The following is a 21,841-nucleotide window of genomic DNA, read 5'->3' on the forward strand; positions in this document are numbered from 1 at the left end:
GCGGGATGCGTGGCTCAGATCCACGCATCCTGGTCCTGGCAGTGTTCGGGATGGTAGGTCAGGTATTGCACCATGCGCGGCGCCGGGCCGCGGTTGGGCGTGGCGCAATGGGGCAGGGCCTGGTGCCAGATGATGAAATCGCCGGCCATGCCTTCGACGGGCACGGGCCGCAGGTCTTCGACGGCCCATTCGCGCGGCTGGCGCCCGGGCGGCACTTGCCGCAGCCAGTCGGCCACGTGCCGCTGGAAGCCGGGCACGCAGTGAAAGGCGCCGTGCTGCGCCGGACAGTCGCTCAGGTACAGCATGCCTTGCAGCTTGAACGGAATCGGCTGTTGCAGGCTGACGTCCCAGTGCAGGGCGCTGCCAAGGAAGCGGTGCTGCGGCGTTTCCGGCGGATTGAAGCTCACCTTGTCGATGCTGGCGTAGATGCCGGTGCCGGCACCGGCGCCGGCGCTATATAGCTGCTGGTAGGCGTGGCGTATGTGCGCGCCGTGGCGGTTTTCCTCGAGGGTCGGATGGTCGGAAAACTGCAGCATCAGGCCCCGTTTTCCCGGGTGCGGCCGGTACCACGATGCCGGCTCGTCGGGGGAGGCGCCCAGGTAGTCCCAGATGGCCGTTTGTGCGGCGAGGCACTGCGCGCGCGGCACGGCGCCGCGCAGCACCAGATAGCCGTGCTCGTCGAAATCGCGCAGCTCGGCGGCGGACAGCACGTCCTGATGGGGACTGTTGGCGTGCGCGGGACGGACGCGCGTGCGGCCAGCCAGCCACGCCTGGAAGGCTTCCACGGTAGGGCGTTGCTGATACAGGAAGTGCAGCGCGTCTTCCATGGAAATGCCGCGCGCGTACAGGGCCTGGATGTCCCGCTGGTCGCGGGCCAGCCCCTGCTTGCCTGTCGCGCCGGCGTGTCCCGTGCAGCGCTGCCATAAATCGTGCAGGTGAGGCCAGTCTTTCATGATGTTGTTCGTCTGGGTGAAAAAATCAGCCGGCGCGCAGGCGGCGCCACAAGGTGGTGCGGCTGATGCCGAGGTAATGGGCGGCGGCGTCGCGGCGCCCGCCGAAGCGCGCCAGCACGGCGCTGGCGCTTTCGTCATCCAGGCGCGGCGCGGCGGTCGCCGGCGCCGGTGCCGCCGTGCCGCCTGCGTTGCCCAGTTCCGGCGCCACGCCGAGCACGAAGGCGGGAGTGAGCGCCTGCAGCGGTTCGGCTGCCAGGAATAGGGCCAGGCGCTCGGCCAGGTTGCGCAGTTCGCGCACGTTGCCGGGCCAGCCGTAGCGGCGCAGCAGCGGCGCGCAAGCCTGGATTTCCGCGTGCAGGTTGGGGTGCGGACGGGCGCCCAGCGCGGCCAGCGCGTTTTTCAGCGACCATTCGGCCAGGCCGGGAATGTCGCCGGCGCGTTCGCGCAAGGCGGGTAAATGCAGGCGCAGCACGGCCAGGCGGTAGAACAGGTCGGCGCGGAAGCGTCCTTCGCGGATGCGTTGCTCCAGGTCGCAATGCGTGGCGCTGATGATGCGCACATTGATGGCGATGGGCCGCGTGCCGCCCACGCGCACCACTTCACGCTCTTCCAGCACGCGCAGCAGCCGCGTTTGCAGGGCCAGCGGCATTTCGCCGATTTCGTCGAGGAACAGGGTGCCGTGGTTGGCCGCCTCGAACAGGCCCGCATGGCCGCCCCGGCGCGCGCCCGTGAAGGCCCCGTCCTCGTGGCCGAACAGTTCCGATTCCAGCAAAGATTCGGCGATGGCACCGCAATTGATGGCGATGAAGGGCCGGTTCGCGCCCAGGTTGCGCGGGCTTTCGCGGTGGATCGCCTGCGCCACCAGTTCCTTGCCGCTGCCCGTCTCGCCCTGGATCAGCACCGTCGCCGGCGAGCGCGCATACAGCACCACCGACTGGCGCAGCGCTTCCATCGCCTCCGATTCGCCGCGCAAATCGTGCAGGCCATGGCGCGCGCGCAGGGTGTCGGCCACCACCGCGCGCCGCCCCCGGTTTGATTCGATCTGGGTCAGGCGCGCCAGTTCCAGCGCATCGTCGAAGGCGCGCCGGATGGCCGTGGCCGAATACACGAAGACGGCGGCCAGTCCCGCTTCCTCGGCCAGGTCGGTGACGAGGCCCGCGCCAACGACGGCCTTGACGCCCTCGGCCTTCAGTTCATTGATCTGCGCGCGCGCGTCTTCCTCGGTGGCGTAGGTGCGCTGCGCGATCCGGAAGCCGAAAGTGGCGGCAAATTCGGCCAGTTCCGGCATCGGGTCCTGGTAGGTGACGACGCCGATGTGCGGCGAAATGCGCCGCGCGCGCGCCAGCGCCTGCATCACGTCGTAGCCGCTGGCCTTGGCGATGATGACGGGCACCGACAGCCGGCCTTTCAGGTAGGCGCCGTTGGAACCGGCCGCGATGACGGCGTCGCAGCGCTCCGTGGCCATGCGTTCGCGGATGTGGCGCACGGCGTCGTCGAAGCCCAGGTTGATCGGTTCGATCGTCGCCAGGTCGTCGTATTCGAGCGTGATGTCGCGGAACAGGTCGAACAGCCGCGAGACGGAAACGGTCCAGATGACGGGTTTGTCGCGGTGGTCGAGCGGAGGTTGGGGAGGGCGGCGCATGCTTTATTCTAAACGATTTGTTTCAATTTTTTGCCATGCAACGCCGTTGCAACGGGCGTGTTGCACATGCTCTGTGGCGTTTCAGATATTGCCAATAAGGAATATGAAAAAACGGCGGGAAACTGGTTTATGATCTAGCAGCACCATGATGCTTGGAAGAATGTGTTTCCCCAGGCACATGTTCACTTTGTCTTTAACCATCCATGGTGTCCATGAAGCGCGTACCGACCAGTCCCGATTTCATCGCCGATGCCTTGCAGCTGATCGCCTTGCCCGCGTGCGCCTGCGATGCCTGCGGCATGGTGGTGGCGGCGAATGGCGCCTTGAACGCCTTGCTGGGCAGGGATGTGACGGGCCGCCTGCTGGCCGACTGTTTTACGGACGCCTACCGCGCGTCGAGCACGAGCATGCTGCGCGGCGCGCTCGGTGCGGCCGGGCGCGAGCGGCACTGGGACAGCAGCCTGCAAGGGGAGGCGGGCGCCATCGCCGTGCAGGTCTGGTCCAGGCCCCTGCTGGTGGACGATGGCTTGCCGGGCGCGACCCTCGTGTTTGCCGACATCCGCGTGCAGCAGCGCGACCAGCAAGCCTTGCGCAAGACCTTGCTGGAACAGCAGGCGATCCTGGAAAGCGCTGCCGTCGGCATCGTGTTTTCCAAGGGCGGCTTCATCGAGGAGTGCAATATCCGCGCCGCCGAGATGCTCGGCTATGCGCGCCACCAGCTGACGGGCATGCCGGGCGCGGTGCTGTACCGCTCCGCCGAGCATTGCCGCGCGCTGGGGCTGGAAGCGGCGCCGCTGCTCTCGAAGGGCAAGCCATACCGCACGGAGCTGGAATTGCGGCGCCAGGACGGCACCTTGTTCTGGAGCCGCCTGCACGGGCGCGCCGTCGATCCCCTCAATACGCATGACGGCACGGTGTGGATCATCGAGGATATCAGCGACCATCGGCGCGATGAAGACCAGCTGCGCCGCGCCATGCTGGAAATGCAGGCCGTAATGGACAACGCGCCGCTGGCCATCGGTTTTCAGCGCGACAAGGGCGTGCTGCGCTACAACCGGCGCTTCGCGGAATGCTTCGGCTTCGATGGCGACAGCGGCGTGGGCCTGGCCGTCGCCGACCTGTATCCGTCGCGCGCGGCCTACGAGAACGTGGTGCGGCAGGCCGCGCCCCTGCTGAGGCGCGGCCTGCCGTTCCAGGGCGAGATGGAGATGCGCCGCCGCGACGGCTCGACGTTCTGGGCGCTGGCGTATGGCTATGTCCTGAATCCCGAGAGCCAGACCGACCGCGCGCTGCGCGACACGATCTGGCTGTTCGACGACCGCAGCGCGCAGAAGGCGGCCGAGGAGGCCACGCGCCAGCTGATGCTGGAGCAGCAGGCCATCCTCGACAACGCCTCCGTCGGCATCCTGTTTTCGCGTTCGCGCCTGATCCTGCGCTGCAATCCCCGCTTCGCCGAAATGTTCGGCTACGCGCAGGAGGAGATGAAGGGGCTGCCCGCCGCCGAACTGTTTCCCTCGCCCGCCGCCTACGAGGCGTTTGGCGTGCAAGCGACGCCGCTGCTGGGGCAGGGCTTGCCGTACGAGCAGGACGAGTCGCTGTTCCGCCGCCGCGACGGCAGCCTGTTCTGGTGCCGCATCCGCGCCAAGGCCGTCGACCAGACGCACAGCGAGCAGGGCGCCATCTGGATCCTCGAAGACATCACGGCCAGCCGCCAGGCGCAGATGGAGGTGGCGGCCATCATGACGAACGCCTCGGTGAGCATCCTGTACACCAAGAACCGCCAGATCACGCGCTACAACCTGGGCTTTGCGGCGATGTTCGGCTACAGCGGCGACGAGGCGCTGGGCCTGCCCGGGCGCGCGCTGTACGTGTCGCAGCAGTCCTACGACCTGCTGGGCGCGGCGGCCTTTCCCTTCCTGTCGGTGGCCAAGCCCTTCCAGACGGAAGTGGAGATGATGCGCCGCGACGGCAGCACCTTGTGGGCGCAGCTGATCGCCTATGTCGTCAATCCGGACGATCCCGCCGCCGGCACCATCTGGATCATCGAGGACCGCACGGAAGCGAAGCGCGCCGAAGAATCCCTGCGCAACGCGCTGCTGGAAAACCAGGCCATCCTCGACAGCGCCGTGCTGGGCATCTCGGTGGTGGAGGGCGGCCACAATTTGCGCGCCAACAGCAAGATGGAAGAGCTGTTCGGCTATGGACCCGGCGAGATCAACGGCCTGTCGGTGCAATCCCTGTACCCGGACGTGGCCGCGTGGAAGGCGGCGCGCGGCGAGACGGCGCGCGATTTCGAGGCGGGCAGGGTGCACATGTCGGAGTACCAGCTGGTGCGCAAGGATGGCAGCCGCTTCTGGGCGCGCCTGTCCGGCCGGCCGTTCGACCTGGCGCATGCGCATGGCCGTTCCGTGTGGCTGGTCGACGACGTGACGGCGCGCCGCGAGGCGGCCGAGGCGGTGCGCCGCGCGCGCGACGAGCTGGAATTGCGGGTGCAGGAACGCACGGCCGAACTGGCCGGCGCCAACCTGCTGCTGCAGGGCGAGATCGTCGAGCGGCGCCAGGCCGAGGCGCGGGTGCACCACATGGCCTACCACGACAACCTGACGGGCTTGCCGAACCGCGCGCTGCTGTCGGACCGGCTGGAGCGGGCCATGCTGGCTTCGCAGCGCTCGGAACGCAAGTTGGCCGTGATGTTCATCGACCTCGATCGTTTCAAGACCATCAACGATTCGCTGGGCCACATGACGGGCGACCTGCTGCTCAAGGAAGTGGCCGCCCGGCTGTGCGGCGCCGTGCGCGCCAGCGACACGGTGGCGCGCCTGGGCGGCGATGAATTCGTCGTGCTGGTGCCGGGCATCCGTGGCGCCGATGAAGCGGCGCGCGTGGCCGAGAAGATCATCGAGGCGCTGACGCCCGCCTTTCCGCTCGATGGCCACGTGCTGCACGTGACGCCGTCGATCGGCATCTGCCTGTATCCGGACGATGGCGGCGATGTCGACGCCCTGATGCGCCATGCCGATGCCGCCATGTACCACGCCAAGGGCAACGGCCGCAACAACTACCAGTTCTTCACGCAGACGATGAACCAGGCGGCGGCCCTGCACTTCGACCTGGAAAGCAGCTTGCGCACGGCGCTGGCGCTGCAGCAGTTCGAACTGTTTTACCAGCCCGTCATCGATATCGCCACGCGCCGCCTGCACGGCATGGAAGTGCTGCTGCGCTGGCGCCGTCCGGGCCACGGCCTGGTGCTGCCGGACCGCTTCATTCCCATCATGGAGGAAAACGGCCTGATCGTGCCGGTGGGCGAGTGGGTCATGCGCCAGGCGTGCGAGCAAAGCATGGCCTGGCAGCGGCAGGGCTTGCAGCCGGTGCCCCTGGCGGTGAATCTGTCGCCGCGGCAGTTCATGCACAAGGGCCTGGTGGCGGCCATCGGCGCCGTCGTGCGGGAAACGGGCATCGATCCGGCGCTGCTGGAATTCGAGATCACCGAGACGGCGCTGATGCAGCACGGCGAGCATACCTTGGAGATTTTGCGCCAGATCAATGGCATGGGCTTGCGCCTGTCGATCGACGATTTCGGCACCGGCTATTCCAGCCTGGCCTACCTGAAGCGCTTCCCCGTGAAGAAGGTCAAGATCGACCGCGCCTTCATCAAGGACCTCGAGCACAGCGCGGAAGACCGCGCCATCGTGGCGGCCATCATCGCGCTGGCCGACAGCCTGCAATTGTCGGCCGTGGCCGAGGGCGTGGAAACGGAGGAACAGTTCGCCCTGCTGCAGGCGCACGGCTGCCGCTATGCGCAGGGCTATCTGTTTTCCGCGCCCGTGCCAGCAGCGAATGCGCAGTCGCTGCTGGAGCGGATAGCCGTCTAGTTAATCAATCGTCGCCACGACGGGCGCATGATCGGACGGCTGTTCCCACTTGCGCGGCACGCGGTCGATCACGCAGGCCGTGCAGCGGCCTGCCAGGGCGGGCGAGAGGAGGATGTGATCGATGCGCAGACCCTTGTTCAGGCGGAAGCCCAGCTGGCGGTAATCCCACCAGCTGAACGATTTTTCCGCCTGCTCGAACAGGCGGAAGGCATCCGTCAGGCCGATGTCGAACAGGCGTTGCAGGGCGGCGCGTTCCTTGTCCGAGACCAGCACCTGGCCTGCCCAGGCGACGGGGTCGTGCACGTCGCGGTCGTCGGGGGCGATATTGTAGTCGCCGACGACGGCCAGTTGCGGGTGCTGCTGCGCTTCTTCGGCCAGCCAGTCGTGCAGGGCGGACAGCCAGCCCAGCTTGTATTCGTATTTGTCCGAGTCGACGCTCTGGCCGTTCGGCACATAGGCGCAGACGACGCGCACGCCGGCGATGGTGGCGGCCAGGATGCGCTGCTGCGCATCGTCATAGCGCGGGTTGTTCTTCACCACGTCGGTGATCGGCAGCTTCGACAGGATGGCCACGCCGTTGTAGGTCTTCTGGCCGCTGAAGACCACCTGGTAGCCGGCCGCCTCGATGTCGGCGACAGGGAACTTGTCATCCGTGAGCTTGGTCTCTTGCAGGCACAGTATGTCGACCGGGTTGTCGGTCAGCCACTGCAGCACTTGCGGCAGGCGCACTTTGAGCGAGTTGACGTTCCAGGTGGCGAGTTTCATGGGAAAAATCCTTGCTTGAGTAGGTGACGATTGGGTGGCGATAGGCGCGAATCTTACCGCATGCGTGCCGATGGCGTCCTGCCCCGCCTGCCGGGCACGGGCTGTATCGCCTGACAGCGCAAAAGCGGTAGCAATAAAGTATTTTCATTTAACCAATCGTGACGCATGAATATTATGTTTTTGTGTATCATTGATCAACCACTCTGCTTGATTTGGCATAAGTGGCTGGCGTGGCAGGCTGCGTCTCGCCGCTTGACGCGACAAAGGTGTAAAGTTTCTGGCTAAAACGCGATAAAAACTACTAAAATGGCACAATGTAACAACTGTGTCATACGGCTTTGTTACAGCCAAGTTAAGAACCGAACAGGAAGCAGTTGTAATTCGTTGTAATTGCTATTCCGATTACATGACCACTGTGCCGGGGACGGAACGTTAATTCCGCCCTTGGCGCCGCCAAACTTGTTATATAAATTGCAGTACTATATCTATGAGACTGTTTTGCGACATCAATAGATGGTACTATTTTGAAATGTTGCAGTTTTAATAGTGAGACTTGCGCGTAGCATTTGCAAAGGAAGAAAATGCGAACTGCATTTGAAGCGTGGGCGCAGCGTGACGGCCACATTGTGCGGCGAAGAGAAGACAAACCGGATGAGTACCTGATTTTCGAGACCCAGCGCCGCTGGGTTATCTGGCAGGCAGCTCTGACGCATGGCAAGACGGCGACCAAGCCGCGTGTGAGCGCGGCCGAAAAGGCGGCGAAAGCCCAGCGCGCGCTGGAAATGTCCTCCGATGAAGCGACCGTGCGCAACAAGGTGCTCAATGAGGTGCTCGATGCCTTCAGCGGCGCCGATGGCGCGGCCGGCATGGAAGGCATACTGAAAGTGATCCAGGGCCTGAAGATGAAGCAGAAGGCACTGGCCGACGACAAGAGCGAAGATTCAACGGCTTGAGGGGACGGCGATGCGTTATCGGCACTACAAGGGCGGCATTTATGAGCTGGTGTGCGAAGCCACGCTGGAAGCGGATCTGACGCCAATGATCGTGTATCGCGCCGCGGATGGTTCCATCTGGACCCGGCCGAAGGACGTGTTCTTTCAACTGATCGAAGTCGAAGGCGTCATGGTCCAGCGTTTCGCTCCCATCAACTGATGGCCGCCTGCGTGCGTGCCCGGGATTCTTTCATGCGTAAATTGCTGCCTGCCGCCTTGGTGCTGGCCTTTGCCTGTGCCGCGGCGCAGGCCGAAACCATCGGTTCGGTCGACACGGTCTTCAAGCTGATCGGTCCTGACCATAAGATCGTCGTCGAAGCGTATGACGATCCCCGCGTCGCTGGCGTCAGCTGCTATCTGTCGCGCGCCAAGACGGGCGGCATCAAGGGCGCCGTCGGCCTGGCCGAGGACAAGGCCGATGCGGCCGTGGCTTGCCGCCAGGTGGGGCCGCTGCAATTCAAGGGCAAGCTGCCGCGCCAGGAAGAAGTGTTTACCGAGCGTGCCTCGATCTTCTTCAAGCACGTGCGCGTCGTGCGCATGGTCGACAGCAAGCGCAATGCGCTCGTCTACCTCGTGTATTCCGGCCGCCTGATCGAGGGCAGCCCGAAAAACAGCGTCACCGCCGTCGCCGTGCCCGGCGACCAGCCTATCCCCGTCCGTTAAGCGAGCTTCCCATGCGCCTGCCGCTGTCTGCTCCCCTTGCCGTCAGGACGCTGCTGCTGTTCGGCCTGGGCGGCTGCGCCACCCTGACGGGCAATACGGAGCAGATGGTGCTGGTGCAAACCATCCAGGACAACCGCGAGCTGACGGGCGCCGGCTGCATCCTCAGCAACGACGTGGGCAAGTGGTTCGTCACCACGCCCGGACGCATCACCATCCGCAAGAGCCAGGAGCCGTTGAAGGTCGATTGCCGCAAGCACGGTTCGCCCGCCGTCGCGACGGACGACCACATCGACCCCAAGCTCAATGGCAGCGTCTGGGGCAATGTCATCCTGACCCTGGGCGTCGGCTATTTCGTCGACCGCAACACGGGCGCCGGCTTCGACTACCCGTCGATCCTGACCATCGTCATGCAGGACCCGGCCCGCCTGGCGCCGCCGCCCGCGCCGATTTCCGCGCCACCGCCCGCACCCGCCGTGCCCGAAACGGTGGTGCAGCCGAAGGTGGCACCGTCGCCTTTGCCCAATCCCGTCGTCTACTGATTAATATCCCACGCATGAAAAAACCGCCAGGGTCAGTGACCGTGGCGGCTGTCTTCTTGCGTAACGACGCCTGACAAAACCGTAGCGAGCGGGAGCTAGTGGTGGCCGAGAAGCGCAGCTGTACTTTATGTACAGCGAGCATCGCCGGCCGCCAATAGCCCCGCGCAGCAGGTTTGGTCTGGCGTTCTCTTAGACGCGGTTGATCAGGAAGGTCGTCAGCAGTGGCACTGGACGGCCGGTCGCGCCCTTCGATCCGCCCGATTTCCATGCCGTGCCGGCGATGTCCAGATGCGCCCAGGTGTACTTCTTGGTGAAGTTTTCCAGGAATGCCGCTGCCGTCACCGAACCGCCGCCTGGCGTGCCGATGTTGGCCAGGTCGGCGAAGTTCGACTTCAGCTGTTCGTTGTACGCCTCTTCGATCGGCATGCGCCATGCCGTGTCGCTCGACTGCTTGCCCGCTGCCAGCAATTCATTGGCCAGCTGGTCATGCGCCGCATCGCTGCGTGTAAACAGGCCGCTGTTGTGGTGGCCCAGAGCGACGACGCAAGCGCCCGTCAGCGTGGCGATGTCGACCACGGCTGCCGGCTTGAAGCGTTCGGCGTAGGTCAGCGCGTCGCACAGCACCAGACGGCCTTCGGCGTCCGTATTCAGCACTTCGATGGTCAGGCCGTTCATGGAGGTGACGATGTCGCCCGGCTTGGTGGCGCGGCCCGATGGCATGTTTTCGCACGCGGCGATGATGCCGATGACGTTCAGCTTCAGGTTCATTTCGCCGATGGCGCGGAAGGTGCCCAGTACCGAGGCGGCGCCGCACATGTCGTACTTCATTTCATCCATGCCGGGGCCGGCCTTGATCGAAATGCCGCCCGTGTCGAAGGTGATGCCCTTGCCGACCAGGACCACTGGCGCATCCTTGGCCTTACCGCCCATGTGCTTCAGGACGATGAATTTCGGCGGCTGTTCGCTGCCGTTGGTGACGGACAGGAAGCTGCCCATTTTCAGCGCTTCGAGCTGTTTGCGGTCCAGTACTTCGACTTCGAACTTGTAATCCTTGGCCAGCTGCTTGGCCGTGCTGGCCAGGTAGGTCGGATTGGCGATGTTCGCCGGCAGGTCGCCCAGGTTGCGCGTCAGGTCGGAGCCATTGGCGATGGCGATGGCTTGCGCCAGCGCGCCGCGCGTGGCCGCCGTTGCTGGCGCGGCCAGGACGATCTTGCGCACGCCTGCCGGCGCCGGATCTTTTTTGCTTTTTTGCGAGTCGCAGCGGTATTCGCTGTCGTGGGCGGCTTGCACCACGCAACGGATTGCCCAATTTACGTCGCGCTCTTTCACTTCCGCCAGCGGTAATGCGATAATGGCGTCCGCAGCGCCCAGCGAGCCGAAGGCCTTCAGTGCGGCTTGTACGCCGGTCGTGAAGCTTTTTTCGCTGACAGTGTCATCGCTGCCCATGCCTACCAGCAGAACACGTTCGGCGGCGACGCCATCGACTGCGCGCAGCAGCAAGGTGCTGCCAGGCTTGCCGCTGATGTCGCCGGACTTCAGCGCAGCCGAAATCGCACCCTTGCTGTCCAGCGATTTTGCCGCTGGCGACAGTTTTTTGTTTTCGAATACCGCAACCGCGATGCATCCGCTTTTGGCCGTGCCGAGGGTGCTCTTGGTATCGAATGCTTTTATGCTAAAGTCCATTTGGTTCTCCGTTTTCATTTACTAGTAACGTGTTACTCAACTAACTGATCCGAATTATAAACTCCGAATGATCTTTCAACGCGCCCTTCGACGTGAATTGGCTAGTGCCGCCGGGGCCACCTTCACTGTTTTGTTCAGCATCCTGCTCACCTGGATGCTGATCGGTATTCTCGGCAAGGCGGCGGGCGGCAAGATTGCATCGTCCGACGTCATGTCCCTGATGGTCTTTTCCGCCCTGATGCAGCTGCCCACCATCATCATCCTCACCGGTTTCATTTCGGTGCTGATGGTCGTCACGCGCAGCTACAAGGAGTCGGAGATGGTGGTGTGGTTCGCCTCGGGCCTGAGCCTGTCGCGCTGGATCTGGCCCGTGCTCAGTTTCGGCCTGCCGCTGGTGCTGGCTACCGGTATCCTGAGTTTGTACGCCACGCCATGGGCGCAAAAGAAAAGCGATGAATATGTGGCGCGCTTTGAAAAGCGCGAAGACCTGCAGAAAGTCACGCCAGGCCAGTTCCGCGAATCGGCCGGCAGCAACCGCATCTTTTTCGTCGAGGGCGTCAGCGGCGAGAAGAACGTGGTGCAGAACGTCTTCGTCAATACCGTCGATGAAAAAGGCAGCGCCGTCGTCGTCGTCGCCAGAGAAGGCGTGATCAATACCGACGCCAAGGGCGAACGCTTCCTGGTGCTCAAGAGCGGCCGCCGCTACCAGGGCGTGCCGACACAGGCGGACTTCCAGACCATGGAATTCGAGCAGTACATCATGCGCATCGAGAGCAAGCAGCAGGAACTGGGCGCGGAACTGGGCGTGCGCGCCATGAGCACCATGGCGCTGGTCGCCGATCCGAATCCCTACACCATGGCCGAGTTGCTGTGGCGCGTCAGCGCGCCGCTGATCGGCCTGATGCTGATCCTGCTGGCCATTCCGCTGGGCTTTGTCAATCCGCGCGCCGGCAGTTCGGCCAACCTGATCATCGCCCTGCTGATTTTCTTCACCTACAGTAACCTGATCAAGGTCATCGAAGCGAGCGTCAAGCAGGGCCGCCTGACCTTCGGCCTGGCCTGGTGGCCGCTGCACCTGCTGGCGGCGCTGGCCGTGGTGGCGCTGTTTGCCTGGCGCCTGAATGTGAACCACCGCTACCATCCGCTGGTCCTGCTGGCGGCTTTCAAGCGCGCGCGCCGCGCCGGCAAACCAAGTAAAGCGGCATCGAAATGAAGATCTTACAGCGCTATTTTGCGGTCTCGATATTCCAGGCGGTGCTGTTCGTGCTGCTGGCCTTCCTGGCACTGCAAGCCTTCATCGACCTGACGGGCGAGCTGCCCAAGGTGGGCCGCAACGGCTACACCATCCAGTACGCCTTCCTGTATGTGCTGGTGCTGGTGCCGGGCCACGTGTACGAGGTGATGCCGATCGCGGCGCTGATCGGCACCATCTACACGATGGCGCAGTTTGCGGCCAGTTCCGAATTCACCATCATGCGCGCATCGAGCATGTCGACGGCGATGGCCGCCGGTTTCCTGTTCCGCATCGGTATCGTCTTCGTCGTCATCACCTTCATCTTCGGCGAGTTGATCACGCCGCGCACGGAGCCGCTGGCCGAACGCCTGAAGCTGACTTCGCGCGGCGCGGCCGTGTCGAGCGAGTTTCGCTCGGGCCTGTGGACCAAGGACATGGTCAAGAGCGACGGCCTGACGGGCACCGTCACCGGTTCGCGCTTCTTCAACGTGGGCGAAGCGCGTCCCGACGGCCAGCTGAAAAACGTCAAGCTGTATGAATTCGACACCGATATGCGCTTGCGCACCCTCACCGTCGCCAAGGGCGCGACGTATCAGGGCAATAATATCTGGCGCCTGACCGACGTGACGGAAACCTCGTTCTCGAACAGCGCGGCGACCTCGCCCGGCTTCGAGCCGAAGCTGGAAAACTACTATGCGCAGGAAACGAGCCTGGTGCGTACGGTGCAAAGCGCCAGCAAGGACATGACGTCGGAAGTGACGCCGAAGATCCTGACGGTGTCGGCGTCCGATCCCGAGCGCATGTCGGCCAGTGAACTGGCCGTGTACACGCGCCACCTGGCCGAGAACAAGCAGGAAACGGAGCGTTTCCGTATCGCTTTCTGGAAAAAACTGATCGATCCGCTGGCCATTTTCGTGCTCATGGCGCTGGCGCTGCCGTTCGCCTACATGCATACGCGCAGCGGCGGCATCAGTCTGAAGATTTTCATCGGCATCATGATCGGCGTGAGCTTCATGCTGGTCAACACGCTGTTCTCGCATCTTGGCTTGCTCAGCACCTGGCCGGCCTTCCTGACGGCGGTGGCGCCGAGCGCCCTGTATCTGCTGCTGGCGCTGGGCGCCCTGTGGTGGGTGGAGCGGCACTGATGGAGACGAACGTGAAACAGGCGCTGATCTTGTTTGCCCATGGCGCGCGCGCCGCATCGTGGGTCGCCCCATTCGAGCGCCTGCGCGACCTGACCCAGGCGCGCATGCCCGGCACCAGCGTGCACCTGGCCTTCCTGGAACTGATGACGCCGCGCCTGCCCGAGCTGGTGGCGAGCCTGCTGGCCGAGCTGCCCGCCGGCGCCATCCTCGACGTCACCGTGGTGCCCGTGTTCCTGGGGCAGGGCGGGCATGTGCTGCGCGACTTGCCGCTGCTGCTGGAAGAACTGCGCCAGCAGCATCCGGCACTGCGCCTGAAGGTGGTCGAGGCGGTGGGCGAGAACGCCAGCGTGCTCGCCGCCATCGCCGATTACTGCGTGGCGGCGCCAGGTTCCAGCCCTCTGCCTTGAGCACCATCGACATCGTCTATCTGTGGGTAGACGGCGCCGATCCCGCATGGCGCGCGCGCCGGCGGCACGCATATGCCGCCTGGGCGCAGGCGCATCCCGGCCAGCTGGCCTTGCACGGCAACGTGGCGGGGCGCTACCGGGACAACGGCGAACTGCGCTACAACCTGCGCGCGCTCGAGCGCTTCTTCCCCGGCCACGGCCACGTCTACCTGCTGACGGACCGGCAAGTGCCCGCCTGGCTGCGCGCCTCGCCGCGCCTGACGGTGATCGATCACGCGAGCCTGATGCCCGGTGCGTCCCTGCCCGTGTTCGATTCCGGCCATATCGAATCGTACCTGCACCATATTCCGGGCCTGTCCGAACGCTTCCTGTATTTGAACGACGACGTATTTTTCGGCGCGCCGTTCGAGCCTGCATTCTGGTTTGGCGGGGACGGGGACCGGCGTTTGAGCGTTTTCACGGAAAGTGCGCTGCACGATGCGGTGCAGGGCTTGCGCGCCGACGTGGCGGCGCCCGTCAACTGCGCCACGTTGTCGCGGCAATGGCTGTCGGCGCAGTATCCCGCTTACCGGCATGAACCGCGCCTGTATGCGCATGCGCCGCGGCCCATGCTGAAAAGCGCGCTGCATGAATTGGAAGCGCTGGCGCCGGCCATGTTTGCCAGCGTGCGCGCGACGGTGTTCCGCTCGTGGCAGGTGCCGGCCTTGCTGCCCGACCTGGTGCCGCGCTGGATGGTGCATCAGGGGATTGCGCGCTCGCGCATGCTCGACCCGCTGCATATCGCCAGCGGCGATGCCCAGGCGCCGCGGCAGCTTGAGGAGCTGGCGGCGCGTTTTGGCCGCTTGCCGTTTTTCTGCATCAACGATACCTGCGACGAGGCCGAGGACGACGACCCGCGCCTGCTGCGCGTGGCCGCTACCTTGCAGCGGCTGCTGCCGCTGCCGTCTTCATTTGAAATGGCTTAGCGCTTGCCCTTGGGCGCCAGGCTGATGCGGGCGGCGGCCGTGCTGTCGGACAGCGAAGCGAGGAACAGCAGCAAATAGGCGCCCAGTTCGAAGACTTCCTCACCCAGCAGCGCGTAGGCGTCCGGCATGCCATGGAAGACCTTCTTGTCGAACGGCCAGCCGGCCACCATCAGCAAGCCGCCGATGGCCGTCAGGATGGTGATGCGCATGCTGAAAATCAGGCCCGCATGGGCAAACACCTTGCGCGCGCGCGGCGCGAAAAAGATCAGCACGCGTATCAGGATCAGCAATTCCACCACGCGCAGGGCTTTTTCCAGCTGCGCCCAGGCGGGCGCCGTGCCGAATTGGTCGATATCGAGTTCGCGCAGCAGAAAGCCGAACAGCAGGGCCGACAAGCCGGCATGCATGAGGAAGCGCAAGGACTGGCGGTCAGGCTCTTGCCATGCCCGCACGCCGTGCACCGTGCAGGCCAGGGCCAGGAACAGCGCCTGCAGCCATTCCAGCAAATGGTTTTCATCGTCGATATTCGGAAACACCGTCCACAGGGCGATGGAGGTGAGCATGCTTAGCAGCACAGCGCTGGCGACGCCGGCATTGCTGCGGCTGAGCGAAGTCAGGGCTTCGCGCATGGAAGTGAAATTCATGTGTGGTCGTAAGGCTAAAGTTGCGCGGCGCGGTATTGCAGCCTGCGGGCGCAGCTTTTTTCGGGGAGATTGCATGGCGGTTTCCGTCAGCCGGAAGACCGCGCGGCAAGCGCTATGGCGGGGCGAAGCGTGATTTTATTGCTATCACGCAACAACTTCTCGAGAAAAGATGCGTGAGCATCGTATCATGTTTCTTCTGAAGACGTCGGTTACTGACTTTAAAGTCGGTAAAATACGCTGTGTTTATTCAAGCATGGCGCGCCAGCATGGCCGCCGTTTCTGCGATGGGCTGGTGCGCGCGCGCGGCCATGGCGTCGCCCAGCATCACCAGCACGGGGCCGTGGGTGTCGCCCAGGCCATGCGCCAGGGCGCTCAGCGTCAGGCGCACGATGCGCTGGTCCGGGCGGCTGCAGTTTTCAATCACCACCACGGGGGTATCGGCCCGGCGGCCCAGAGCCAGCAGGCGCTGCGCCGTGGCGATGGCTTCGCGTCCGCCCATGTATTGCACCAGGGTGTCGCAGTCGGGAATGCGCGTCTGCTCCGGTTCGCCCGGCGCCGTGCTGGACGTGAAAAAGGCCACGCTGCGCGACACGCCCCGCTTGGTCAGCGGCTGCTGTGTGGCGGCCGCCGCCGCCAGCGCCGTGGTAATGCCGGGCACCACTTCGACGGCGATGCCCGCCTCTTCCAGCGCCCGCAATTCCTCGTCGGCACGGCCGAACAGCATGGGGTCGCCCCCTTTCAGGCGCACCACGACGGCGTGCTTGCGGGCATTGTCGACCAGCTGCTTGTTGATAAACGCCTGCGCCGTCGATAACTGGCCGCAGCGCTTGCCGACCAGGATCTTGTGCGCCTGCGGGCACAGCTCCAGCATCTCGCTTGTCACCAGCGCGTCGTGCAGCACGACGTCGGCCTGCGCCAGCAGGCGGGCGCCGCGCAAGGTCATCAGGTCTTGCGCGCCGGGGCCGGCGCCGATCAGGTAGACCTTGCCGGGGAGTGATGGGGAGCTGTGCATATGGCTGCCTTTCCTGGACGAAGCGGGTTAGAGTCGGACCATGCCGGCCGCGACGGTCTGGTGGGTGACTTCATCGATCAGGATGAATGCCCCGGTGGCGCGGATATCGGCATACGCATCGGCCGCCAGCGCCTGCTGCACGTTCAGACTGATGCGGGCGATGTCGTTGAGCTTCAAGCCTTCGGCCGGATGGCGCTGCTGAGTATTGATGTCGAGGATCGATTCGATCGCCGTCACCTTGGCCGCCGTCTGCTTGGTGCCGTGCTTGATCCAGTACTTGCGGCGCAGGTCCAGCGCGTCTTCCGACAGCCAGCACACGTCGGCCACCACCTGTTTCAGCAGGGTGGCAGGGCGCTCGCTGCTGGCCAGCAGGTCGCCGCGCGAGATATCGAGGTATTCGTTCAGCAGCAGGGTCACGGACTGGCCCACCACGGCCGTCGGCAGCGAGCCGTCCAGGGTGACGATATCTTTCACTGTCGCCGTCTGGCCCGACGGCTGCACCACCAGGGTGTCGCCGATGCTGACCTTGCCCGCCTCGATGCGGCCCATGTAGCCGCGGAAGTCGTTCGCTTCGTGGCCGTTGTGGCGCGCCACCAGCTGCACCGGGAAGCGGAACGGCGTGTCGTGCGACTCGTCGTAGACGGACAAGGATTCGAGCAGCTCGATCAGGGTCGGGCCCGTGTACCAGCCCAGCTTGTCGCCGCGTTCGACGACGTTGTCGCCCGTCAAGGCCGACAGCGGAATCGGCGTGATGTCCTTCAGCCCCAGCGACTGGGCGAATGTGCGGTAGGCCGCGACGATGCGGTTATAGACCGTTTCATCGTAGTTGACCAGGTCCATCTTGTTGACGGCCACGACCACGTGCTCGATCTGCAGCAGATGGGCAATCGTCGAATGGCGCTTGGTCTGGATCAGCAATTCCACGCTGCCGTCGTCACCGAGTTTGACTTTCGACACGTCGATCAGGATGATGACGGCGTCGGCCGTGGAAGCGCCCGTGACCATGTTGCGCGTGTACTGCTCGTGGCCCGGCGTGTCGGCGATGATGAATTTGCGTTTCGGCGTGGCAAAGTAACGGTAGGCCACGTCGATGGTGATGCCTTGCTCGCGTTCCGCTTCCAGGCCGTCCGTCAGCAGCGACAGGTCGACCGTGTCGCCCACCGTGCGCTTGTGCTTGGAGCGCGACATGGCGTCGAGCTGGTCGGCGAAGATGCCCTTGCTGTCGAACAGCAAACGGCCGATCAGGGTGCTCTTGCCGTCATCGACGGAACCGGCCGTGATGAAGCGCAACATGCCGCGCTCCAGGCTGTCGGTGAGGTTGGTGTTCTGGATTGCTGCGTTCATTAGAAATACCCTGCTTTCTTGCGTTTTTCCATCGAGGCTTCGGAAGTCTGGTCATCCATGCGGGTGGCGCCCCGCTCCGTGATTTGCGTGATTGCCGTCTCGGCGATGATGGCGTCCACCGTCGCCGCGTCGGACGACACGGGGCAGGTGCACGAGATATCGCCCACGGTGCGGAAGCGCACGACTTGCGTTTCCACCGTTTCGCCGTCGCGCGGCGGCGTCAGATCCGTCAGCGGCACCAACAAACCGTTGCGCGGGATCACCTGGCGCTCGTGCGCGAAGTAAATCGGCGGCAATTCCAGTTGCTCGCGGGCGATGTATTGCCACACGTCCAGTTCCGTCCAGTTCGAGATGGGGAAGACGCGCATGTTTTCACCGGGATGCACGCGCGTGTTATACAGGTCCCACAGCTCGGGGCGCTGGGCTTTCGGGTCCCAGGCGCCGAATTCGTCGCGGAAGGAAAAGATGCGTTCCTTGGCGCGGGCCTTCTCTTCATCGCGGCGCGCGCCGCCGATGCAGGCGTCAAAACCGTGTTCGGCGATGGTTTCCAGCAAGGTCACGGCTTGCGCCGCGTTGCGCGAATCCGTGGCCGGATTGCGCAGGCGCACGGTGCCGCGCTTGATCGAGTCTTCCACGGAGCCGACGATCAGGCGCTCGCCCAGCTGCGCCACCTTCTTGTCGCGGAAAGTGATGACTTCAGGGAAGTTGTGGCCCGTGTCGATATGCACGAGGGGAAACGGGAACTTGCCCGGGCGGAAGGCCTTCTCGGCCAGGCGCAGCAGGACGACGGAATCCTTGCCGCCGGAAAACAACAGGGCGGGATTGGCCGATTCGGCCGCCACTTCGCGCATGATGTGGATGGCTTCCGATTCAAGGCTGTCGAGGTGACGCTGGTTCAAAATATTGCTCATATGGATGCTTTCTTGTTCTGCTGAGTCTGTTGTGTCTGTTCAGGCTGCCACGGATTTGATGCGGATCAACTTGCCGTCCACCATGTGCAGGCCGCATTCCTTGGAATCCGGATTTTCCCACCACCAGCGTCCGGCGCGCACGTCTTCGCCCGGCTGCACGGCCCGCGTGCACGGTTCGCAGCCGATGGACGGGTAGCCCTGGTCGTGCAGCGCGTTGTAGGGCACGTCGTTGGCACGGATATAGTCCCACACATCCTGCTCGGACCAGTCGGCCAGCGGGTTGAATTTCGTCATCGCGTGCGCCGCGTCGTCTTCCTGCACGTGCAATTCGGCGCGCGTGGTGGACTGGGCGCGGCGCTGGCCCGTGACCCAGGCCTTGTTGCCCGCCAGGGCGCGGCCCAGCGGCTCGACCTTGCGGATGCGGCAGCATTCGCGGCGCATCTCGACGCTGTTGTAAAAGGCATTCAGGCCATTCTGTTCCACGTAGGCGGCCACCGCTTCCGGCCGCGGGCGGTACAGCGTGATGTCGTGGTCGTAGCGGGTTTTCACCTTGTCGAGCACGGCCAGGGTATCCTGGTGCAGCCGGCCCGTTTCCAGGGAAAAGATGCCGATGGGCAGCTTTGCCTTGAGAATCATGTCGGTCAGCACCATGTCTTCGGCTGCCAGGCTGGACGCGAACACGGCCGGCGAAAAATCCGCGGCGATGCGTGTCAGCGTTTGCTCGGTGGCGTCAATCAAAGAAGTCAGATCGCTCATGATGGGTCCTCAGATGCCGGCCGCGTTGTCGAGGTCAGGATTCTGGCCTTCGCGGTGGTGGCGGCGGAACAGCGGCGATTTCTGGTCCCACGACGCCTGGTAGGTTTCCGAAAACACGGATAATCCTTTCAGCGCGTCATGGATGCTGCGGTCCGGACGTGTCGCATACGCATCGAAGCCGACCCTGTGCATGGAAAACAGCTGGTCGCGCAGCACGTCGCCGATGGCGCGCAATTCACCCTGGAAACCCAGGCGGGCGCGCAGGTTGAAGGCGATGGAATAGCCGCGGCCATCCGTGAATTTCGGGAAGTCCACGCCGATGACGGGCAGTTGCGCCACATCGGCCGCCAGCTCTTCCGGCCGCTCGTCGCTGGCCAGCCAGACGCCGATGTCGGGCAGGCGGGCCGCCAGGGTTTCGCGCTGGGCTTGCCACACGGGCAGCGGCACGATGACCTTGCCTGCAGGCACCACCACCGTTTCCGGCGTGTCCGTCTCATCGAGGCGCAGCAAGCCCCAGGTATTCGGCACCACGGCGGCGTTCTTGATGATTTCTTCGCGTACTTCAAACATATTCGTCTTCTCCCACCAGGTTGCCGACCGTGATCGGCGTTGCATATACGTGTTCCTTGAACGGCGCCAGGCCCAGGCGCTGGGCCGTATCGACGAAGCGCTCGCCTTCGTGGCGGTCGCGCACGTAGACGTGCAGCAGGCGGCCGATGACTTCAGGCATCTGCAGGGACGAGAACGATGGTCCGATGATCTTGCCGATGGCCGCGTTGTTGCCTTGCGCGCCGCCAATCGACACTTGATACCATTCGCTGCCATCCTTGTCGACGCCGAGGATGCCGATGCTGCCCACGTGATGGTGGCCGCAGGCATTGATGCAGCCGGAAATATTCAGTTCGATCTCGCCGATGTCGTGCTGGAAGTCGATGCTGTCGAAGCGTTCCGCGATGGCGGCCGCGATCGGCAGCGACTTGGCGTTGGCCAGCGAGCAGAAATCGCCGCCCGGGCAGCAGATCATGTCCGTCAGCAAACCGATGTTCGGCGTGGCCAGGCCGTGCGCCTTGGCTTCCTGCCACAGTGCGAACAGTTTCGACTGTTCCACGTCGGCCAGCACCAGGTTTTGCTCGTGCGTCACGCGCAGTTCGCCAAAGCTGTAGCGGTCGGCCAGATCGGCCACGAAGTCGATCTGCTCGGCCGTCGCGTCGCCCGGCGGCACGCCGGTTTTCTTCAGGGACAGTACCACGGCCACGTAGCCGGGGCGTTGGTGCGGCTTGACGTTGCGCGCCAGCCAATTTACATAGGCCTTGTTGTCCGCGTGTTCGGCCTGGTAATCGAGTTCTGGCAGGGCAAGGTAGGCGGGCGGATTGAAGAAGTCCGCCACGCGCTGCATTTCCTCGGCCGTCAAGGTTTCCGGGCCATCCTTCAAGTCGACCCATTCGGCTTCCACCTGGCGCGTGAATTCTTCCACGCCGATGGCCTTCAACAGGATCTTGATGCGCGCCTTGTATTTGTTGTCGCGGCGGCCGTGCAAGTTGTACACGCGCATGATCGCCTGGATATACGTGAGCAAGTGCTGCCATGGCAGGAAGTCGCGCACGACGCTGCCCAGGATCGGCGTGCGGCCCATGCCGCCGCCCGCCATCACCTTGAAGCCCACTTCGCCGGCTTCGTTGCGCACGGCCGTCAGACCGATGTCGTGCACGGCGATGGCGGCGCGGTCTTCCTCGGCGCCATTGATGGCGACCTTGAATTTGCGGGGCAGGGCGATGAACTCGGGGTGGAAGGTGCTCCACTGGCGCAACACTTCCGCGTACGGGCGCGGATCGATGATTTCATCGGCGGCGACGCCGGCGAACGGGTCCGATGTTGTATTACGGATACAGTTGCCGGAAGTCTGGATCGCGTGCATTTCCACGGAAGCGAGGTCCGTCAGGATGTCGGGCGTTTGTTCCAGCTCAATCCAGTTGAACTGGATGTTCTGGCGCGTCGTGAAGTGGCCATAGCCGCGGTCGTACTTGCGCGCGATGTGCGCGAACATGCGCATCTGCTTCGCCGACAGCAAGCCGTACGGCACGGCGATGCGCAGCATGTAGGCATGGCGTTGCATATACAGGCCGTTTTGCAGGCGCAGCGGAATGAATTCCTCTTCCGTCAGTTCATTGGCGATACGGCGCGCAACCTGGTCTCGGTACTGGGCGATGCGTTCTTTGATGATGAGGTGGTCGTACTGATCGTAATGGTACATATCAATTCCTAAAAAAGCCGGGGTGCTGGAAGACTGCCTGGGATGATGTTCTTGATACTGCTC

20 protein-coding genes are annotated in these 21,841 nt (G+C 64.0%); 9 read left to right on the forward strand and 11 right to left on the reverse strand.

The window, feature by feature from the left end; translation table 11 throughout:
• Positions 1–14: 14 nt before the first annotated feature.
• Together AC0V2Y_RS15190 and prpR are read right to left on the reverse strand one after the other, a co-directional pair.
• Complete coding sequence (locus tag AC0V2Y_RS15190) at positions 15–953, reverse strand: phytanoyl-CoA dioxygenase family protein (protein ID WP_475415194.1); 939 nt, start codon at positions 951–953, stop codon at positions 15–17.
• A 25-nt stretch (positions 954–978) separates the two neighbouring features.
• Positions 979–2,595 (reverse strand): propionate catabolism operon regulatory protein PrpR, encoded by a 1,617-nt coding sequence (gene prpR / locus AC0V2Y_RS15195; RefSeq protein ID WP_475415195.1) that lies wholly within the window; start codon positions 2,593–2,595, stop codon positions 979–981.
• Positions 2,596–2,807: 212 nt separating this feature from the next.
• Between prpR and AC0V2Y_RS15200 the strand changes: the two genes are divergently transcribed.
• Positions 2,808–6,467: a sensor domain-containing protein gene (locus AC0V2Y_RS15200; RefSeq protein WP_475415196.1), complete on the forward strand. Its 3,660-nt coding sequence runs from the start codon at positions 2,808–2,810 to the stop codon at positions 6,465–6,467.
• On the opposite strand, the gene xth is transcribed toward AC0V2Y_RS15200, so the two are convergent.
• Positions 6,468–7,232, reverse strand: coding sequence for an exodeoxyribonuclease III (gene xth, locus AC0V2Y_RS15205; RefSeq protein ID WP_475415197.1), 765 nt, complete (start codon positions 7,230–7,232; stop codon positions 6,468–6,470).
• A 581-nt stretch (positions 7,233–7,813) separates the two neighbouring features.
• Between xth and AC0V2Y_RS15210 the strand changes: the two genes are divergently transcribed.
• The 4 genes from AC0V2Y_RS15210 to AC0V2Y_RS15225 are packed head-to-tail and all read left to right on the forward strand — an operon-like array spanning position 7,814 to position 9,426.
• Complete coding sequence (locus tag AC0V2Y_RS15210) at positions 7,814–8,185, forward strand: phiTE_015 family protein (RefSeq protein WP_092798511.1); 372 nt, start codon at positions 7,814–7,816, stop codon at positions 8,183–8,185.
• Between the two features lie 10 nt (positions 8,186–8,195).
• A complete protein-coding gene (locus AC0V2Y_RS15215) occupies positions 8,196–8,384 on the forward strand; it encodes a DUF1653 domain-containing protein (RefSeq protein ID WP_034782199.1) in 189 nt (62 codons plus the stop codon).
• A gap of 32 nt (positions 8,385–8,416) precedes the next feature.
• Positions 8,417–8,887: a CreA family protein gene (locus tag AC0V2Y_RS15220; protein WP_475415198.1), complete on the forward strand. Its 471-nt coding sequence runs from the start codon at positions 8,417–8,419 to the stop codon at positions 8,885–8,887.
• A gap of 11 nt (positions 8,888–8,898) precedes the next feature.
• Entirely contained in the window at positions 8,899–9,426 is a 528-nt protein-coding gene (locus AC0V2Y_RS15225; protein WP_475415199.1) for a hypothetical protein, read from the forward strand.
• 189 nt (positions 9,427–9,615) lie between these two features.
• On the opposite strand, the gene AC0V2Y_RS15230 is transcribed toward AC0V2Y_RS15225, so the two are convergent.
• Entirely contained in the window at positions 9,616–11,109 is a 1,494-nt protein-coding gene (locus AC0V2Y_RS15230) for a leucyl aminopeptidase (protein WP_475415200.1), read from the reverse strand.
• A 67-nt stretch (positions 11,110–11,176) separates the two neighbouring features.
• On the opposite strand from AC0V2Y_RS15230, the gene lptF reads away from it, so the two are divergent.
• From lptF to AC0V2Y_RS15250, 4 genes are read left to right on the forward strand one after another with little or no spacing between them, the layout of a single operon-like run.
• Positions 11,177–12,322, forward strand: coding sequence for an LPS export ABC transporter permease LptF (gene lptF / locus AC0V2Y_RS15235; protein WP_475415201.1), 1,146 nt, complete (start codon positions 11,177–11,179; stop codon positions 12,320–12,322).
• Positions 12,319–13,488, forward strand: a complete 1,170-nt coding sequence (gene lptG / locus AC0V2Y_RS15240) for an LPS export ABC transporter permease LptG (RefSeq protein WP_475415202.1) — start codon at positions 12,319–12,321, stop codon at positions 13,486–13,488. The genes lptF and lptG overlap by 4 nt, the downstream gene beginning before the upstream one ends.
• Positions 13,488–13,895, forward strand: coding sequence for a sirohydrochlorin chelatase (locus AC0V2Y_RS15245; protein WP_475415203.1), 408 nt, complete (start codon positions 13,488–13,490; stop codon positions 13,893–13,895). The genes lptG and AC0V2Y_RS15245 overlap by 1 nt, the downstream gene beginning before the upstream one ends.
• Positions 13,892–14,860, forward strand: coding sequence for a Stealth CR1 domain-containing protein (locus AC0V2Y_RS15250; protein ID WP_475415204.1), 969 nt, complete (start codon positions 13,892–13,894; stop codon positions 14,858–14,860). Before AC0V2Y_RS15245 ends, AC0V2Y_RS15250 begins: the two co-directional genes overlap by 4 nt.
• On the opposite strand, the gene AC0V2Y_RS15255 is transcribed toward AC0V2Y_RS15250, so the two are convergent.
• The 7 genes from AC0V2Y_RS15255 to AC0V2Y_RS15285 all read right to left on the reverse strand — a co-directional run bounded on the left by AC0V2Y_RS15255 (position 14,857) and on the right by AC0V2Y_RS15285 (position 21,778).
• Positions 14,857–15,504, reverse strand: a complete 648-nt coding sequence (locus AC0V2Y_RS15255; RefSeq protein ID WP_475415205.1) for a hypothetical protein — start codon at positions 15,502–15,504, stop codon at positions 14,857–14,859. The genes AC0V2Y_RS15250 and AC0V2Y_RS15255 overlap by 4 nt on opposite strands.
• A 247-nt stretch (positions 15,505–15,751) precedes the next feature.
• On the reverse strand, positions 15,752–16,516 hold the full coding sequence (cobA, locus tag AC0V2Y_RS15260; protein WP_475415206.1) for a uroporphyrinogen-III C-methyltransferase: 765 nt from the start codon (positions 16,514–16,516) through the stop codon (positions 15,752–15,754).
• A 27-nt stretch (positions 16,517–16,543) separates the two neighbouring features.
• Positions 16,544–17,860, reverse strand: coding sequence for a sulfate adenylyltransferase subunit 1 (locus tag AC0V2Y_RS15265; protein WP_475415207.1), 1,317 nt, complete (start codon positions 17,858–17,860; stop codon positions 16,544–16,546).
• Entirely contained in the window at positions 17,860–18,777 is a 918-nt protein-coding gene (gene cysD / locus AC0V2Y_RS15270) for a sulfate adenylyltransferase subunit CysD (RefSeq protein WP_475415217.1), read from the reverse strand. Before cysD ends, AC0V2Y_RS15265 begins: the two co-directional genes overlap by 1 nt.
• 33 nt (positions 18,778–18,810) lie before the next feature.
• Entirely contained in the window at positions 18,811–19,527 is a 717-nt protein-coding gene (locus AC0V2Y_RS15275) for a phosphoadenylyl-sulfate reductase (RefSeq protein WP_475415208.1), read from the reverse strand.
• Between the two features lie 9 nt (positions 19,528–19,536).
• Positions 19,537–20,097 carry a DUF934 domain-containing protein gene (locus tag AC0V2Y_RS15280; protein WP_475415209.1) on the reverse strand — a complete coding sequence of 187 codons (561 nt, stop codon included), beginning with the start codon at positions 20,095–20,097 and terminating at the stop codon, positions 19,537–19,539.
• Positions 20,090–21,778, reverse strand: a complete 1,689-nt coding sequence (locus tag AC0V2Y_RS15285) for a nitrite/sulfite reductase (protein ID WP_475415210.1) — start codon at positions 21,776–21,778, stop codon at positions 20,090–20,092. Before AC0V2Y_RS15285 ends, AC0V2Y_RS15280 begins: the two co-directional genes overlap by 8 nt.
• Positions 21,779–21,841: the final 63 nt, after the last annotated feature.

The sequence above is a fragment of the Janthinobacterium sp. BHSEK genome (genome assembly GCF_056174685.1).

What these genes read in the sequence shown, in the direction of transcription:
- AC0V2Y_RS15190 (WP_475415194.1), bottom strand. Translation starts at nt 953, where the DNA reads ATGAAAGACTGGCCTCACCTGCACGATTTATGGCAGCGCTGCACGGGA.
- prpR (WP_475415195.1), bottom strand. Translation starts at nt 2,595, where the DNA reads ATGCGCCGCCCTCCCCAACCTCCGCTCGACCACCGCGACAAACCCGTC.
- AC0V2Y_RS15200 (WP_475415196.1), top strand. Translation starts at nt 2,808, where the DNA reads ATGAAGCGCGTACCGACCAGTCCCGATTTCATCGCCGATGCCTTGCAG.
- xth (WP_475415197.1), bottom strand. Translation starts at nt 7,232, where the DNA reads ATGAAACTCGCCACCTGGAACGTCAACTCGCTCAAAGTGCGCCTGCCG.
- AC0V2Y_RS15210 (WP_092798511.1), top strand. Translation starts at nt 7,814, where the DNA reads ATGCGAACTGCATTTGAAGCGTGGGCGCAGCGTGACGGCCACATTGTG.
- AC0V2Y_RS15215 (WP_034782199.1), top strand. Translation starts at nt 8,196, where the DNA reads ATGCGTTATCGGCACTACAAGGGCGGCATTTATGAGCTGGTGTGCGAA.
- AC0V2Y_RS15220 (WP_475415198.1), top strand. Translation starts at nt 8,417, where the DNA reads ATGCGTAAATTGCTGCCTGCCGCCTTGGTGCTGGCCTTTGCCTGTGCC.
- AC0V2Y_RS15225 (WP_475415199.1), top strand. Translation starts at nt 8,899, where the DNA reads ATGCGCCTGCCGCTGTCTGCTCCCCTTGCCGTCAGGACGCTGCTGCTG.
- AC0V2Y_RS15230 (WP_475415200.1), bottom strand. Translation starts at nt 11,109, where the DNA reads ATGGACTTTAGCATAAAAGCATTCGATACCAAGAGCACCCTCGGCACG.
- lptF (WP_475415201.1), top strand. Translation starts at nt 11,177, where the DNA reads ATGATCTTTCAACGCGCCCTTCGACGTGAATTGGCTAGTGCCGCCGGG.
- lptG (WP_475415202.1), top strand. Translation starts at nt 12,319, where the DNA reads ATGAAGATCTTACAGCGCTATTTTGCGGTCTCGATATTCCAGGCGGTG.
- AC0V2Y_RS15245 (WP_475415203.1), top strand. Translation starts at nt 13,488, where the DNA reads ATGGAGACGAACGTGAAACAGGCGCTGATCTTGTTTGCCCATGGCGCG.
- AC0V2Y_RS15255 (WP_475415205.1), bottom strand. Translation starts at nt 15,504, where the DNA reads ATGAATTTCACTTCCATGCGCGAAGCCCTGACTTCGCTCAGCCGCAGC.
- cobA (WP_475415206.1), bottom strand. Translation starts at nt 16,516, where the DNA reads ATGCACAGCTCCCCATCACTCCCCGGCAAGGTCTACCTGATCGGCGCC.
- AC0V2Y_RS15265 (WP_475415207.1), bottom strand. Translation starts at nt 17,860, where the DNA reads ATGAACGCAGCAATCCAGAACACCAACCTCACCGACAGCCTGGAGCGC.
- AC0V2Y_RS15275 (WP_475415208.1), bottom strand. Translation starts at nt 19,527, where the DNA reads ATGAGCGATCTGACTTCTTTGATTGACGCCACCGAGCAAACGCTGACA.
- AC0V2Y_RS15280 (WP_475415209.1), bottom strand. Translation starts at nt 20,097, where the DNA reads ATGTTTGAAGTACGCGAAGAAATCATCAAGAACGCCGCCGTGGTGCCG.
- AC0V2Y_RS15285 (WP_475415210.1), bottom strand. Translation starts at nt 21,778, where the DNA reads ATGTACCATTACGATCAGTACGACCACCTCATCATCAAAGAACGCATC.